Origin of the sequence: Alteromonas gilva (assembly GCF_028595265.1) — a bacterium.
GTDB classification, from domain to species: domain Bacteria; phylum Pseudomonadota; class Gammaproteobacteria; order Enterobacterales; family Alteromonadaceae; genus Alteromonas; species Alteromonas gilva.
On sequence record NZ_JAQQXP010000002.1, the window covers coordinates 204,908 to 220,464 of the forward strand.

A 15,557-nucleotide genomic window follows, 5' to 3' on the forward strand; every position below is an offset into this window, starting at 1 on the left:
TTTATTACGTTCATTTTTATTAACCTGAGACAATTTATGCGATTTGCGTTTAAGCTTTTGTGTATTGCGCTATTTTTTACCCTGCAATCAACCAGTGCTCTGTCGAAAACCATCGCCACGGAGGCCGGTGCAGTAACGCCTTTGCTCAATGGTGTGCAAATACCCGCAGTGACCCTGCATTACCCTGACGGCTCACCCGTCAGTCTGGCTGCGCTGACGATGCAAAAGCCAACCATTATTATGTTCTATCGTGGTGGCTGGTGTCCGTACTGCAACCAACAATTTGCCGAGCTAGGAAGGGTTGAAAAAGACCTCATCGCACTGGGATATCAGATTCTGGCTGTCTCACCACAAACACCCGATGCATTGCAATCACAAGCGCTCGACACTGAAATGATGGTAACCCAACTGTCAGATGTGGACTTATCGGCAATCCGCGAATTTGGCGTTGGGTTTTACGTGGATAACACCACAGCCGAACGTTATAAAACGTACAATATTGACTTAACAAAAGATGAGACCGGTACGCCAGTGCTGCCCGCTCCGGCGGTATTCATTGTCGATAAAAAAGGCCTGGTACAATTCAGTTATGTTAACCCCGATTTTAAAGTACGTCCCTCGGCGGCGCTGATAAAGACAGTGGCCACCGTACTGGCCGGCGAAATGGACTAATCAATTTCTTCGTTGGCATAACCAATATCGTGGCGCTGCATGTAATTGAGCAGCGCTAACGATTCATAATTATCTGTACTGCGCAGCCCTTTACTCACACCGGCCTGATCGGCCTGGCTTTTGTGTTGGCCTAACTTGCGTACGCCCTTAAGATGTTCCACGTGCAAGGTAATACCGACAATTCCCTTTAGCAGCTTTTGTCTGTAGACATCATAAGCCTCCCCTGCCTCCTGTTGGGCAAAGTCAGGTTCAAAGGTGGCCATGAGCTCATCTATTGCGGCCAGTAACTCGCTGTCAGTCATAATTTGTAAGGTGCCTTTGGCATGCACCGCAACATAATTCCAGGTAGGTACGTTTGGTTCACTGGCATACCATTTAGGTGAAATATACGCATGGGGACCACTGAACACGGCCAGTGCCGGGGTGTTATCGAGTGCGCGCCAATGCGGATTGCCCCGTGCAACATGGCCGAGCAGCGTCACTGAATTGCCCTGCAAATTTACCAGCATTGGTAAGTGTGTTGCCTGGAGATCGCCGGTGGTGAGCACGGCAAAGGGGTATTGTTCAATAAAGGCGAGCTGTTGCGCTTGCCCGGTAAAAGCAAAGGCGGCGGGTACAAACATAGTTTATCAAGAGTATATAACCAGGACTTTGATAGTACGCGAATTACCCGGCCCCACAAAGGCATTATCGCTATTTGGCTGCGCTCTTTATGTAGTAGTGGGTGCGATGGTGCCGGGCCAGAGTTCAGTTGTTACCGGCCACTTACTCCGCTACCGTGGGTGATTTTAACACTGTGGCAAGTGCTAACCAGGTTAAAGTATGAACGACGCACAACCGCGGTGTGAGCTGGCTTGTGCTTTGGTACTCGCTTTGGCTAAGCGGTTGATTTACACTGCATAGCGACTTAATAAAGAAGGAAGTCTGCTGATTATGCGGTCTGAAACGTCGCTGGCGACCATGCCAATTACCCAGCTAAAGGGCGTTGGGGCAAAAGTGGCCGAGAAGCTGGCAAAAATTAACCTGGCAACTGTGCAGGACATACTGTTTCATTTGCCCGCCCGTTATGAAGACCGCACCCGTATATATGCGATTGGTGATTGTTTGCCTTTTACCCATGTCAGTGTTGTGGGGGAGGTAAAGTCGGCGGATATTCAGTACGGTAAAAAACGCATGTTGGTGGTAAAGCTCAGTGACGGCACGGGCACCATTTCGCTGCGCTTTTTTCACTTTGGCGCGGTGCAACGCACAATGATGACGCCGGGTAATCGTATTCGCTGCTTCGGTGAAGTGCGTACCGGTAAATGGGGGCTGGAAATGATGCACCCGGAATTTTCATTGATTGACGAAGACGCCCCGCCCGTAGAAGACACCCTCACCCCGGTGTACCCCACCACCGAAGGTATTAAGCAGCTCACCTTACGAAACCTCACGGAGCAGGCCCTGGGCTTACTGGCCAAAGGCGGGCTGGCAGATCTGCTCCCGGAAGGCATGTACCAGCAACAAGTGAGTCTGCTGGACGCGCTGAAACTGGTTCACCGCCCGCCACCCGATGTGGCGCTGCAGGAACTCGAAAACGGCGAGCATCCGGCGCAAATGCGTTTGATACTGGAAGAATTACTGGCGCAACATCTAAGTGTACTCAAAATTCGCCAGCAAAGTGATAAACAGCCCGGTATTGCCATCGATGTGAATCATGAGCTGGTTGGCAAATTACTCGACCAATTGCCCTTTTCACCCACCGGCGCGCAGCAACGGGTCACAGCGGATATTCAACGCGATATGACCTTAGGTAAGCCCATGATGCGTCTGGTGCAGGGCGATGTGGGGTCAGGTAAAACCCTGGTGGCGGCGCTGGCGGCGCTGTCAGCCATTGGCGCTGGCTATCAGGTCGCGTTAATGGCGCCGACTGAGTTGCTGGCCGAGCAACACGCCAATAATTTTCGTGACTGGCTGGCGCCGTTGGGGATCGAAGTTGGCTGGCTGGCCGGCAAACTTAAAGGCAAGGCCAGAGCCGAGACCCTTGAGCGCCTGGCGCAGGGTGAAATACAAATGCTGGTGGGCACCCATGCCATTTTTCAGGAGCAGGTGACCTATCATCAACTGGCACTGGTCATTGTTGACGAGCAGCACCGTTTTGGTGTGCACCAACGCCTGGCGTTACGCGAAAAAGGCGAACAACAGGGGCGCTTTCCGCATCAGTTAATTATGACAGCAACCCCCATTCCACGAACGCTAGCCATGACCGCCTACGCCGACCTCGACACATCTGTAATTGACGAGTTACCGCCGGGGCGAACACCGGTTAAAACCGTTGCACTGCCGGATACCCGTCGCGGTGACGTAATCGAGCGGGTACGTGAAGCCTGCCAGCAGCAGTCCCGTCAGGCCTATTGGGTGTGTACCTTAATTGATGAATCAGAAGTACTGCAATGTCAGGCGGCCGAGGATACCGCCGTGATCCTGCAAACCGCTCTGCCGGATTTACGTATAGGACTGGTGCATGGCCGGCTTAAAGCGGTCGAAAAGCAGGCAATCATGACCGCGTTTAAAGCCGGAGAGCTGGACTTGCTGGTGGCGACAACGGTGATCGAAGTCGGCGTAGACGTACCCAATGCCAGTTTAATGATTATCGAAAACCCGGAGCGGCTTGGTCTGGCTCAGCTTCACCAGTTGCGCGGCCGGGTGGGGCGTGGTGCGGTCGAGAGTCATTGTGTATTAATGTACCAAAGTCCACTGTCTAAAACGGCAACAAAACGCCTGGCGGTGTTGCGTGAGTCGAATGATGGGTTTTATATTGCCCAACAGGATTTGGAAATTCGCGGGCCGGGAGAGCTGATGGGAACCCGACAAACGGGCATTGCCGAGCTGAGAATTGCCGATATTGTGCGTGATGCGGCGTTAATTCCGCAGGTGCAGGACATTGCTGAGCGCTTATGGCAGGAATACCCCTCGCGGGCACAGGCAATTATTAATCGCTGGATAGGCGCCAGGGAGCACTACGGTCATGCTTAGTTTACCACCGTTATTATTGTCAGCCGGTCAGGCAAGTGCGCCTTCGCCCGTGGAGCAAACGCTGATTGAGCAGGCCCGCAGCGTAGGGCTTAGCTGCACATCGAGCACCGACGCTGAGCTTGCTTTGCAAATATGCGACGGTGCACTGCAACTCTACGATCTTAATGAGCCCCAGGGCAAAGGTGTAATTGTTGACTTTTTGTCGGGGCAGAGTGCTTATCGCCGCGCCAAAGGCGGCGGCAGTAAAGAGCCTATCGCCAGGTCTTTGGGAATAAAGACCGGACAGCCCTTAACCATACTGGATGCAACACCCGGTTTAGGCCGTGACGCCTTTGTGCTGGTGGCATTAGGGGCCAGCGTTACCCTGGTTGAGCGTTCGCCGGTAGCCTATATGTTATTAGCTGATGGTTTGAGACGGTTGGCGCTGAGTGAGCCCGAACTGGCCGCCCGGTTTACCTTACTCCACGCCAATAGCACTGACTATATGCAGCAGCAAAGTGCGAAAAGCGTCGATGCCGTGTATCTGGATCCTATGTTTCCCCACCGTAAAAAGTCGGCGCTGGTTAAAAAGGAAATGCGCTTGTTTCAGGCAATGCTGGGCACCGATGAAGACGCCGACCTTTTACTTCCTGCGGCCCTGCACGTTGCGGCTAAACGCGTGGCCGTAAAGCGGCCCAATAATGCGCCGTTTCTGGCCGGCCAAAAACCGTCGATGGCCATTACCAGTAAAAAGCATCGATTTGATGTGTATATTAATAACTAAACCGTGCACAGCAAGCTACTATTACACCAGTGGCTTGCACAATGCGCAGGCTTTTATTTCTTCAATATTGGCATTAAGCTGTTATAGTCAATTGTTATAAAAAGATTAATTCCCCAGGAGAACAACATGATTCAAGTAGGTAGCACTTTGCCTGAAGTCACCTTTGGTTATATCGATGCGAAGGGTAAAACAACTAACCCGCACACTAACGATTTGTTCAATAACAAACGCGTGGTGGTGTTTGCCGTGCCCGGCGCCTTTACGCCTACCTGCTCCGAAGTTCACCTGCCTGGTTATGTGGCATTGGCCGACAAAATCAAAGCCAAGGGCATTGATACCATCATTTGTTTGAGCGTTAACGATGCGTATGTAATGGATGCCTGGGGCAAGGCGCACAATGCCGAAGAAATTATGATGCTGGCCGATGGCAACGGTTATTTCACTAAGAGCATTGGCCTGGATATGAATACCGGTGACTTTGGCGGTATTCGCTCAGTACGCTATTCCATGCTGGTGGAAGATGGCGAAGTCACTAAATTAAACGTTGAAGATCCGGGGCGCTTTGATGTAAGCGACGCCGAAACCATGCTGAAAAGTCTGTAATAACAAATTTTTGCCAGCCTCATAACGGGTTTATGATCAACTGATCGCGTAAGCCCGTTTTTTGTTGGCTGTGAGTTGATGAACCGGGATGTTTAAGATGTTAAATCAGATGTTGAATCGCACGTTGCAAAGGGTTTCCTTATTCTTACTGAGTGTAATATTAATGGCCTGTGCCGGAACGCAATCACCTAATCAGGTAACCGTGACTGGCGGTACTATTGAGGGCTCGCTGACCCCTCAGCTTGCCGTATTTAAGGGCATTCCATTTGCTGCCCCGCCGGTTGGTGACCTTCGCTGGCGTCCACCGCAGCCGGTAACCCCCTGGCAGGGCGTAAAACAGACCACTGATTATGGCAACGATTGTATGCAGTTGCCTTTCCCAAGCGATGCTGCGCCATTGGGTAAAACACCGGCAGAAGACTGCTTGTACGCGAACGTCTGGGCGCCCAAAGATGCCGATGGCACAACCCCGGTGCTGGTATGGATTTATGGTGGCGGTTTTGTGAATGGCGGATCATCCCCTGAGGTTTACGATGGCAGTAAATTTGCCCAACAAGGCGTGGTCTTTGTGAGCTTTAATTATCGCCTGGGGCGGTTTGGCTTTTTTGCTCACCCGGCACTGACTGATGAAGCGCAGGAAAATGGTGACATGCTCGGCAACTATGCTTACATGGATCAAATTGCGGCGCTTAAATGGGTGCATAATAACATCTCGTCGTTTGGCGGCGATCCCGATAATGTCACTATTATGGGCGAATCAGCGGGTGGCGGCTCGGTACTGGCTATGATGCAGGCCGAACAGGCACGCGGGTTATTCGATCGGGCAATTATTATGTCTGGCGGTGGCCGTTCGTTATTTGGCGACCGCAAGGTTAGCGAAGCTACTCAGGAATCCTTATCCGGCGAACAATACGGCCTCAACTATGCCGAAAAGCACGGTATTACAGGTACCGATGCCGAAGCGCTTGCCGCACTGCGGGCGCTTGATGCCGAAACAGTGGTAGACGGGCTTAACCTGGCAGCGATGTTTAACCCCGCGCAGACCAATAAACCCACCTGGGCTGGGGGCCCTATGCAGGATGGCGAACTCATTACACAGACAATCAGCGATGCATTGCAACAAGGAAACCTTGCCGATGTGGATGTGATGGTGGGGGCAACCAGTATGGATATTGGTGGTAATCCTTTTAAGGATAAAGACGCCCTGTTTGCATCGTTTGGCGAGTACGCGGAGCAGGCGCGGAAGGTTTACGATCCCAGCGGCCAGGCGCCATTTCAGGTAGTTGGTTACGCTGTAGGTCAGGATCGCACTATGCAGGAGCCGGCTCGTTACATTGCCGAGCAAATGACCAGCCACGGGCAGCAAGCGTACTACTATCGGTTTGGTACGGTAGCGCAAAGCAGTGACAACCCAGGCGCGCCCCATGCGTCGGACATTCCGTTCTTCTTTGATACCGTTGCCGAAAAGTATGGTGATGCGCTCACGCAGCAGGATCAGGCCGCGGCCTCTGCTATTCATCAGTATATTGTGAGCTTTGCTAAAACGGGTAAACCTGTCAGTGACAACGCGGCGCAGTGGCAGGTCTTTGCGCCTGAGCAATCCAATATGTTGAATATGACCCGCAACGGCGATATGCAACATGGTACTGATCCCTGGAAAGCACGACTGGATGTGGTGAAAGCCGCCGTAGAAAGCAGCAATTAAATCACGCAAACCGTATTAACCATGCTCTGCCTGACCTATAATACGCCGCTCTGCAGGGGCAGAGCGGGTTTTAAAGAGCTTGGTTTGGAGAGCGTGGTTTGGTAAACAAGTTTGATGTGATTGTGATCGGCGCCGGCGCCGCCGGGCTATTCTGTGCTGCCGAGGCAGGCAAGCGCGGACGCCGTGTGGCAGTGCTCGAACACGCCAAAAAAATTGGCCGTAAAATTTTAATGTCTGGTGGCGGGCGCTGTAATTTTACCAACATGTACGCCAGCCATGAAAACTTCCTCTGTACTAACCCCCATTTTTGCAAATCGGCGCTAAGCCGTTATACCCAGTGGGATTTTATCTCTCTGGTGGCTGAGCATGGTATTGCCTATCACGAGAAAACCTTAGGGCAGCTCTTCTGCGACGACTCAGCTAAAGACATTGTTGATATGCTCTTAAGCGAATGTAACAAGCACAATGTAACCATAACCACCCGTTGTGAAATTCAAACGGTGACTAAAAACGATGATGGTTTTGCGTTGTCTACTTCGACGGGCGACTATGCCTGCGAATCGCTGGTGGTCGCCACGGGTGGCTTAAGTCTGCCCAAGCTGGGCGCGACCCCCTTTGGCTATCAAATTGCCGAACAGTTTGGCCTTAACGTGCTGCCAACCCGAGCGGGATTAGTGCCCTTTACCCTACACGAAAAAGACAAAAACATCCTGGCAGAGCTTAGCGGCGTGGCCATAGATACCTATGCGAGTTGCAACGACACAACATTTCGGGAAAATACGTTATTTACCCATCGCGGCTTAAGTGGTCCGGCGATGCTGCAGATCTCCAGCTATTGGCAGCCCGGCGATACCTTGCATATTAATGCTGCACCCACTTTCGATGTGGCCGAAAGTTTAGCCGACGCACAATTAAAGAATCCTGATTCTTTAATAACAACCTGGCTGACCCGGCATTTTCCAAAGCGCGTGGCAGCGACCTTTTGCGAGCTCAATCAGTGGGAAAATAAGCCAGTAAAACAACTCAATAGCAAACAAGTTGAGGCCATCGCTGACTTTTTTGCCGACTGGCAAATTAAGCCCAATGGTACCGAAGGCTATCGCACTGCCGAAGTCACCCTGGGCGGTGTGGATACCGATGAGCTCTCGTCCAAAACCATGATGAGCAAAAAAGTAGAACAATTGTTCTTTATTGGAGAGGTGGTGGATGTGACCGGCTGGCTGGGCGGCTATAACTTTCAGTGGGCCTGGAGCAGCGGGTGGGCCGCAGCCCAGTATGTGTAATTACTCGCAACCGGCACAAGTCAAACGCCCTGTGATGTGGGGTTTGTCTTAACAAGCCATGCGTTTATCGTGAGTTACAGGCAAAATCATTGCGCCATGAATGGTCAGGTTCTATGCTGCTTAAACATCATTGAGCGGATAAGGCGTGGAATGAAAACAAAGTTTTTGCTGTTCGGGTTTGTCTGTGCCCTGCTAATTGCCTGTACTGATAGCAGCACTACCTCAGGAGAGGGCGCTACCAATGCTATCACCGCTGTGGTCGATCCCTTTGAACAAAATGCCAGGCTTGGTCGAGGTATCAACCTTGGCAATTCACTGGAAGCGCCGAGTGAAGGCGACTGGAGTGTCACGCTCCACGAGGAGTATTTTCGCCTTATAAAAGAAAAAGGATTTGATAGCGTTAGGATCCCCGTGCGCTGGTCTGCTCATACTAGCGACACAGCGCCTTTTACCATTGATGAGCACTTTTTTGAGCGCGTAGACTGGGCCATTGAGCAGAGTCTTAAAAACGATTTAATGGTAATCATTAATGTGCATCATTATATGGAGATATTTGACGATCCGGCCGCCGAAGAAGCTAAGTTTTTGTCTCTGTGGCAACAAATTGCGAGTCGTTACGCCAACCAGTCGTCGGATTTGATATTCGAAGTGTTAAACGAGCCGCACCATGAACTCACCGCCGCGCGCTGGAATAAATTACTGCCCAAAGCGATTAATGTAATTCGCGCGACAAACCCGCATCGAACCTTATTTATCGGTGCTGCCGAATGGGGCGGCGTACCGGGGTTACTTAAATTAGCCATTCCTGACGATGACAATCTTATTGTTACCGTGCATTACTATGAACCATTTAAGTTTACCCACCAGGGCGCAGGGTGGGTAGAAGATGCCGATGAATGGCTTGGCACCGAGTGGACCGGCACGCCTGAGCAGGTAGACGCCATAAGGGAGCATTTTCAGACGATTGTGGACTGGGCTGAAGCTCGTAATTTACCTGTTAACATTGGTGAGTTTGGTGCATACAGCAAAGCTGACTCAGCCTCGCGGGCTAAGTGGAGCAGTGAGGTGGTACGCTTTGCTTTGGAAAACGAGATGAGCTATCACTACTGGGAGTTCGCATCCGGATTTGGTATTTACAATCCACGCACTGAACAGTGGGATACCCAGCTACTTAACGCGCTGGTGAATACTCAGGCCAACTAACCCGGGACTGCCCGAATCTGCTTTGTGACTGCCGACAAACAGGCTACCCTTCAGTGCGCGCTGAAGGGCAGGCAAACCGTGCTTAATCACCTCGTAACCACGCTTGTTTAGCGTTGATTCAAGGGCTTGGGTTGGCTGATAACTGCGTCAGTAAACCGCTGAGGATTTCATCGGTATCATCGAGCAGATAATCTTTAATCGCAATATCGGGTATAACGCCCTGCTCGGCGGTACTGCCGTTCACCCGCACGATGTGTCCTTTAGCAATTTTCACCACAATGGCCGTGTGCGGCAGCGTAAATTGAAATTGCGAGGCGTACAAACTCGGATAGTCGCCGGTTTCCTCACCCACAATAGTCGCCCAGCCATAATCTTGTATTTGTGCGGCGGTTACGCTTGCCTGTGAGTGGGACTGTCGGTTAACCAGCACATAGACATCCCCGCTAAAGCGTTGGTTCTCGGGGGCCGGCGCATGGGGCTTGAAATCGAATTCATAACGTTCGCCATCTTCATGTTCTATGATTGAGCGCCAGTATGGCTGACTTAAGTCGCGGTGACGATGGGTATCTGCTTTTAACAGTGCACTGGTACGCAGCGTAAATTCCTTGTGCCATTTAAAGGGCTTGTCGGCAATGTAGGACACAAGATAATCACTGAAGGCATCATTGCCGCCACTATTATTGCGTAAATCGATGATCAGGTTTGGTTTGGCTGCTTTGTTGATGCGTGTAAAGGCGTTATCAATAAAATCCTTATAGGCTTGCTGATCACCTGAGAAGCTGCCCGGATTTAAGTACGCTGCCTGGGCAAAAAAACTAAGCTCCATTTGTGCATCCAGAATTTCGTCTTTTTTGGTTTCAAATCCCTCGATCACGGCAATCGAAGACACTGAATGACGAGTGATTTTATCTGCCGTTTGCAAGCGAATATCAAACTGTGATTGTTCTCCGAAGGCATACCAGTAATAGCGCGGAAACGAATACACCTCCAGCTTGGTATTTTTAAAATAGGCACGCTCAGCCGATATCAAAGGGTGAATGTCTGCCAGAATGGCAGACATGTTGCGACCGTTTATGGATAGCACTTCGGCACCTATCCTGATGCTTTTGTCATTGGAATAATTAGCCCTTACCCGCGCTGTGCCGTTCTCAAAAGCAATATCAATGGGGAATAAACGGCCCCCCGCCTGTGCGTATTGAATGTAGGCGGCCGCCGGAAAGTCTATTTCGGTATGGCCATTGTTTAGCGTCGCGACTAATTGCTGAAAATGGCGGGTGGTGTCTAGCAGCGAATACGAGGTGTCGTTAAGGTTGCGCCTTATTGCAGTGTATTTAGACTCGAAGACCTGCGGTGAGACATAGGCAAAGGGCTTGTAGTGAGTGTCTATCAGGGCGTGATACAGCGTATCCAAATCCTCAATAACCTGTTGCCGGGTAAAGGTTGCGGTAGCGGTAAATCCTGAAACCGGCACGAGCAAACAGGTGCAGAGCATAAATAAAGGTAAAGTCAGGGTTTTCATAGACGGCTCATTAAAGGTCTTTAAAGCCATAATCGTAAAGAGACGGCGGTGAAGAATCCTGACAAAAGCCTCGTATTTTTCGCCACTTCACAAAATGATATACTGCAAATGGTAGAGTTTATCCTGTAAATGCAATGACAACGGAAATTATTCGAATAAATGAATGGAACATCGATCTGCTGACGGGTGAGATGTATCGTGCGGGTGCTGGAGCCGGGCAGGTTGAAGCGGCCAGATTGGATCCGCTGTGCGTTCAATTATTACGCGTGTTGGCAGAACATGAAGGCGAACTTGTTAGCAAGGCATTTTTAATAGAAGCATTATGGCCAGAGACTTACGTGAACGAAGATGCATTGGCGCGATATGTCTCAAGACTCAGAAAGGCGATTGGCGATACGCCAAAAAATCCGCTGTTTATCGAAACTCTGCCCAAGCGAGGTTATCGCTTAGTGGCAAATTCGGTGAGCCGGGTTGCTCCTGATTCTGAGCCTGCGCCTGCGTCTGGTTCTGAGTCCGAACCTGAACCTGAGGCGTCTGAACCACCGACACCTTCCGCTTCGCGTACCTCTCCCGTTTCGTTCTATGTCTTTGGGATCATCGCATTGATAACCGCGCTCATCATTGGTGTGTATGCCGTTAATGATGAGATGTCACAAGGCTCACCGGATCAGGTTGACGGGTTGTTAGCGCAGGCGGACGTGTATTATCACCAGGTAACCCGCAAAGACAACGAAATGGCGCTATCGCTTTATCAGCAAACCCTCGCGCTTAACCCTGATTCGGCCAGCGCATTATCTGGCATGGCCAACGCGCTGGTGCAAAAAGCCATACGTTACTCGCCCGACAACGACCCGGCACAGTGGCGCGCCATGAGCCTGAAACAAGCGCTGCAGGATAACCGCTTGAGTCGCGACCAAGCCAGACAGTTTCTCTCAAGAGCATTAGTGTTTGCCGAAAAAGCGGTAGCTATGGCGCCCGACAATGCCCGCACCCATAAAGCGAAAGGCTTTGTATTATCGGCGCGGGGCAACCTCAACGACGCTTTGACAAGCTATAAAACTGCGCTGTCCATCAATCCGGGTGCATGGGATGTGTTGGTGAACATGGGCGAGCTTCACGAGCTGTTAAATTTACCTCTGGATGCTATCGCCTACTATAAACAAGCATTTGCGGCAATGGGCCAGTTTCCCTTTGAGCAGGCCAGTCACGGCAGGGCATGGCGGGCTGAAATGGGCGTCAATATTGGCAACAAATACCTCGAATTAAATAATCTTAATGACGCTGAAATCTGGTTCAGACATGTGCTGTCGTTTGCGCCTTTTCACACCAGGGCCACGCAGCAGCTCGCAAACATACTGGTTACCACAAACCGCGAAAATGAGTCACAGCGTTTATGCTCGGCCTATACAGAGCGTATCGGCGAACCCGCGTGTATTTAAGGCTCGCACCGGGAGCCGTCAGCGATCAATACGCCCTCGACGATAGTGCAGCGATGCAGGGATTCGCGCTGCGCCTGGCGAAATCAACCCATTGCTTATTACTGATTGTTATCAATAAATTGGTTGAACTGACGATTAACCGCAGGCCAGCTGCCATCAGCGGTGTTACTCAGTATAACCTGGTCAAGGCTGTCGCCATCGGCCAGGTGCCCGACCAGATCCTTAAAAATATCGTTACCCCGGGTGGCCAGTAAAAAGCGCTTAAACCAGGCTGATTGCTTGTAAAAGCTCACGTAGTCGTGGTCGCCGGATTTCATGGTGATAGTGGTTGTCTGGCCCGCTTTTTTTTGTTTCATTACGGCCATTATTTTTTCTTTCATGGCAGCAAACACCGGGTGCTCCTGCACAATAAAGTCTTCAATCAGTGCTCGTTTAAAATCACCGGTTAAGCGACTTGCTGCCACGTCGCCGGATTCACAGTGGATAGCTACCGCCTCGTCAAGCCAGTCAGGTGCCGCAATATGCCCGTAAACAGGCATGCCCATCACGTCTTTTGTTTGTTTTAACCCGTTACTTTCCAGTGTGCCAATAAACCACGAGTGGCAGAGCTCATGGGCTATCACGGCATATTCAGAACCGAGTGTTGCTGTTTTCGACTGGATTTGATCCAGTGACAGGGTCAGCGAACGATTAGCAGAGCGTGGCAATGCAACGTTCGCCGCTTCTGCCTGGGTTGCCACCAGGGTAACGTCTACCGGCGACGGAGCTCCAATCAGCTCAGTATAGCGGACCAGGGCGCGGTTGAGGTGCTCGCCCCAGGCGCTTGAATAAATCTCCGGGGTAGAGAAAAACCGCACGCCGGTATTTTGGTACTGAAGACCAAAACCGACTTTATCATCTTTAGGCGCTTGTGGCTCACCCGGCTCACCCGGCTCACCTGTCAATGAAACCGAATGAGCTCCCCATGTCAGGGCCAGTAATAATACCGTGCTGATAATGATTTTTGTGCTGCACATAAGGTTATTCACTCTCCATAATAATAGTTAGCATAATAATTAGCGGCCATGGCCACTTTGGACGTGGCCCGGTTCTCAGCGGCTGATTTACATTAAGCCGCACTTATCAGTAAGCGCTAAGACTGAGCAAAAATCCTGACAAAATAATCCTATTTTTTTGCTGATTTTACGTTATTATTTTAATATCTTTATGTAAAGACAAAATTAATGCGACCAGCAAAATTCACCAGGAGTCAGTACCTTGCGATTCACATTTGTTTTTAACACTTCATTACTATTACTCGTGCCACTAATAGCTGTGAGCGCTTTCGCTGGCAGCAGCGGCGCTCAAACTGCGTATTCTGAGCAGGTTAACCATATTGCCACGGCGTATCATGACGTCTTTGGTTTTGCTGGCACTGTGAAGGTGGTTAAAGGCGGAGAAGAGATTTACAAAGCCAGCTTTGGCGATGCTAACCGCGAATTTGACGTGCCCAACTCGCCGTCGCACAGAGTGTCGATTAATTCGGTGTCGAAAGTCTTTACCGCCGCTGCGGTACTGAAATTAGCGGAAGCCGGCAAGGTCAGTTTGCATACGCCCATTGCGCAATATTTACCGGAACTTAAGGCAAGCTGGCGCGATGAAGTTACCCTGCATCATTTGCTGACCCACACCAGCGGTTTGCCGAGAGAGTCCGGCATTGCATCGCACCAGTCGCTGACATTTGAACAACAAATCGCCATGCTGATAGAGCAACAATCACTGTTGTTTACGCCCGGGGAGCGTTATGAATACTCTAACGCGGGGATTACGCTGCTCGGGCGCATTGTTGAAAATGTCAGTAAAGTGCCCTTTAGTGAATTTATAGCCCAACAGATCCTCGAGCCTCTTAAGCTGCCAAATACCGGCGTCTACACCGGTAATACAGTGGTTGAACGACAGGTGACCCCCTACCATATGACACCCGATGGGGTGTCAACAGCGCAAAGAACCAAACACCTGGGTGACAACGCAGGCGGCGGAATGTATTCAACGGTCGATGATCTGTATCGTTTTGTGGTGGCGCTGGAAAGTTACCAGCTATTAAATGAAGCCATAACCAATGCCATGTTTGCTGCGCATATTCAATCACAGGATGGAGATTCTCACGGTTATGGCTGGACATTAAAACCCTTTGGTGACGGCATGCTAAGGTTCGCGGCAGGGAGCGGCTATGGCACCAAAAGCGTGATGGTTCGCTCGCCTGACACCGAGGATTTTATTGCGATTACGTCCAATTGGGGAAACACGCCTATTCTGCCCCTGATGGGTGATATTTTTATGGCAATTAACGATCTGCAATATGCCATTCCCGATACCAATATGTTGCCTTCTGCAGATAGATACCAGCCATTTCTGGGCCGGTATGTCTTTAAAGCGGATGAACTTCAGCGTCATTTAATGATGGATAGCAACATCGTCACCTTGCAAAGTGTGGACGGAAAACTGTTTCTGAATGACGAGCTGTTAGCTAAAAAGCCCGATGATAAACTGGGCCTGACATATACCAACGAACTTACAATCGCGTTTAAGGACCAGCAAATCATCATTGAGATTAACGGCAACACCCTTGTGGGTACCAGGCGTTAAACCATCGCTGCGGCGCTTAGGTTTGTTGTATAATTTACCGATTCAAATGTTGCCGGGTAGTTTACCATTAATAAAATAAATCAGGTTCCGGCCCTTTTAGCGCGGGCAGAACAACAGTGGAAAAACCTGCATCCGGAGTTACCGGTTGATGAAGCTGCGCTAATCGGGTGTTTGATTGGCATCGGCGCAAACGCGGACGAAGTGGGCATGCGGGTGCTGCGCAAGTTTAAATTAACCCAAACTGAGCATGATGTTCTGGCCTGTGCACGCCGACAAGGTGCTCCCCACATTGTTACCCCTTCGCTGTTACTGGAAGAGGTTCGCATTACGTCTGGTGCGCTAACCACATGCCTTAACCGACTCACAGCCAGGGCGTTAGTCACGCGCCCGAGCAATACCCGGGATTTGCGCGTAAAGCCGGTTCAGTTAACCTCCGAGGGGCTTGAGCTTATTGAGCAAATTACGCAACTGAGATTCAAAATGGCCGGGGAGGTACTGGCGCACTTTTCACCGCAAAAGAAACAACAGCTTAAACAACTGTTACTGGATTTTAATGAAGGTCTCAAAAACGTTAATCCGGATTGATATCAGCGCTGCGCACTAACCTCAAGGTTACACTGACAACCGCCTCGCAACCTGCGGGGCTTTCATCAGCCATTGTAAGTGTTAATAATAACAGGCTTTGCCAATAGCTGAGGTGATGGTCTTTTCCTGCCATTTTCACTGCTGA

General features: G+C 50.6%; 13 protein-coding genes. 10 read left to right on the forward strand and 3 right to left on the reverse strand.

Annotation, left to right across the window (positions count from 1 at the left end; genetic code table 11):
* Positions 1–36: 36 nt before the first annotated feature.
* Complete coding sequence (locus OIK42_RS14580) at positions 37–672, forward strand: peroxiredoxin-like family protein (protein ID WP_273641766.1); 636 nt, start codon at positions 37–39, stop codon at positions 670–672.
* On the opposite strand, the gene OIK42_RS14585 is transcribed toward OIK42_RS14580, so the two are convergent.
* Positions 669–1,295 (reverse strand): FMN-binding negative transcriptional regulator, encoded by a 627-nt coding sequence (locus tag OIK42_RS14585; protein WP_273641767.1) that lies wholly within the window; start codon positions 1,293–1,295, stop codon positions 669–671. The two genes, OIK42_RS14580 and OIK42_RS14585, sit on opposite strands and share 4 nt — an antisense overlap.
* A 310-nt stretch (positions 1,296–1,605) precedes the next feature.
* Between OIK42_RS14585 and recG the strand changes: the two genes are divergently transcribed.
* The 6 genes from recG to OIK42_RS14615 all read left to right on the forward strand — a co-directional run bounded on the left by recG (position 1,606) and on the right by OIK42_RS14615 (position 9,244).
* Positions 1,606–3,687: an ATP-dependent DNA helicase RecG gene (gene recG / locus OIK42_RS14590; RefSeq protein ID WP_273641768.1), complete on the forward strand. Its 2,082-nt coding sequence runs from the start codon at positions 1,606–1,608 to the stop codon at positions 3,685–3,687.
* The gene (locus OIK42_RS14595) at positions 3,680–4,450 is read left to right on the forward strand and encodes a class I SAM-dependent methyltransferase (protein ID WP_273641769.1); all 771 of its coding nucleotides are present in this window, start codon (positions 3,680–3,682) and stop codon (positions 4,448–4,450) included. Before recG ends, OIK42_RS14595 begins: the two co-directional genes overlap by 8 nt.
* A 126-nt stretch (positions 4,451–4,576) precedes the next feature.
* Positions 4,577–5,053 (forward strand): peroxiredoxin, encoded by a 477-nt coding sequence (locus tag OIK42_RS14600; RefSeq protein ID WP_273641770.1) that lies wholly within the window; start codon positions 4,577–4,579, stop codon positions 5,051–5,053.
* Positions 5,054–5,141: 88 nt separating this feature from the next.
* Positions 5,142–6,758, forward strand: coding sequence for a carboxylesterase/lipase family protein (locus tag OIK42_RS14605; protein ID WP_273641771.1), 1,617 nt, complete (start codon positions 5,142–5,144; stop codon positions 6,756–6,758).
* A 98-nt stretch (positions 6,759–6,856) separates the two neighbouring features.
* The gene (locus OIK42_RS14610) at positions 6,857–8,041 is read left to right on the forward strand and encodes a BaiN/RdsA family NAD(P)/FAD-dependent oxidoreductase (RefSeq protein ID WP_273641772.1); all 1,185 of its coding nucleotides are present in this window, start codon (positions 6,857–6,859) and stop codon (positions 8,039–8,041) included.
* Positions 8,042–8,191: 150 nt separating this feature from the next.
* Positions 8,192–9,244 carry a glycoside hydrolase family 5 protein gene (locus OIK42_RS14615; protein ID WP_273641773.1) on the forward strand — a complete coding sequence of 351 codons (1,053 nt, stop codon included), beginning with the start codon at positions 8,192–8,194 and terminating at the stop codon, positions 9,242–9,244.
* A gap of 118 nt (positions 9,245–9,362) precedes the next feature.
* On the opposite strand, the gene OIK42_RS14620 is transcribed toward OIK42_RS14615, so the two are convergent.
* The gene (locus OIK42_RS14620) at positions 9,363–10,763 is read right to left on the reverse strand and encodes a S41 family peptidase (RefSeq protein ID WP_273641774.1); all 1,401 of its coding nucleotides are present in this window, start codon (positions 10,761–10,763) and stop codon (positions 9,363–9,365) included.
* Positions 10,764–10,897: 134 nt separating this feature from the next.
* Here OIK42_RS14620 and OIK42_RS14625 point away from each other — a divergent pair, with 134 nt between their 5' ends.
* The gene (locus tag OIK42_RS14625; RefSeq protein WP_273641775.1) at positions 10,898–12,202 is read left to right on the forward strand and encodes a winged helix-turn-helix domain-containing protein; all 1,305 of its coding nucleotides are present in this window, start codon (positions 10,898–10,900) and stop codon (positions 12,200–12,202) included.
* 98 nt (positions 12,203–12,300) lie between these two features.
* Here the strand turns inward: OIK42_RS14625 and OIK42_RS14630 are convergent, their stop codons facing one another.
* Positions 12,301–13,218, reverse strand: coding sequence for a hypothetical protein (locus OIK42_RS14630; RefSeq protein WP_273641777.1), 918 nt, complete (start codon positions 13,216–13,218; stop codon positions 12,301–12,303).
* Between the two features lie 298 nt (positions 13,219–13,516).
* On the opposite strand from OIK42_RS14630, the gene OIK42_RS14635 reads away from it, so the two are divergent.
* Entirely contained in the window at positions 13,517–14,827 is a 1,311-nt protein-coding gene (locus OIK42_RS14635) for a serine hydrolase domain-containing protein (protein WP_273641778.1), read from the forward strand.
* A gap of 171 nt (positions 14,828–14,998) precedes the next feature.
* Positions 14,999–15,412: a MarR family transcriptional regulator gene (locus OIK42_RS14640; RefSeq protein ID WP_273641779.1), complete on the forward strand. Its 414-nt coding sequence runs from the start codon at positions 14,999–15,001 to the stop codon at positions 15,410–15,412.
* Positions 15,413–15,557: the final 145 nt, after the last annotated feature.

Coding starts and splice junctions, on each gene's coding strand:
- OIK42_RS14625 (WP_273641775.1), top strand. CDS start 10,898: ATGACAACGGAAATTATTCGAATAAATGAATGGAACATCGATCTGCTG.
- OIK42_RS14605 (WP_273641771.1), top strand. CDS start 5,142: ATGTTTAAGATGTTAAATCAGATGTTGAATCGCACGTTGCAAAGGGTT.
- OIK42_RS14585 (WP_273641767.1), bottom strand. CDS start 1,295: ATGTTTGTACCCGCCGCCTTTGCTTTTACCGGGCAAGCGCAACAGCTC.
- OIK42_RS14580 (WP_273641766.1), top strand. CDS start 37: ATGCGATTTGCGTTTAAGCTTTTGTGTATTGCGCTATTTTTTACCCTG.
- OIK42_RS14615 (WP_273641773.1), top strand. CDS start 8,192: ATGAAAACAAAGTTTTTGCTGTTCGGGTTTGTCTGTGCCCTGCTAATT.
- OIK42_RS14630 (WP_273641777.1), bottom strand. CDS start 13,218: ATGTGCAGCACAAAAATCATTATCAGCACGGTATTATTACTGGCCCTG.
- OIK42_RS14595 (WP_273641769.1), top strand. CDS start 3,680: ATGCTTAGTTTACCACCGTTATTATTGTCAGCCGGTCAGGCAAGTGCG.
- OIK42_RS14620 (WP_273641774.1), bottom strand. CDS start 10,763: ATGAAAACCCTGACTTTACCTTTATTTATGCTCTGCACCTGTTTGCTC.
- recG (WP_273641768.1), top strand. CDS start 1,606: ATGCGGTCTGAAACGTCGCTGGCGACCATGCCAATTACCCAGCTAAAG.
- OIK42_RS14600 (WP_273641770.1), top strand. CDS start 4,577: ATGATTCAAGTAGGTAGCACTTTGCCTGAAGTCACCTTTGGTTATATC.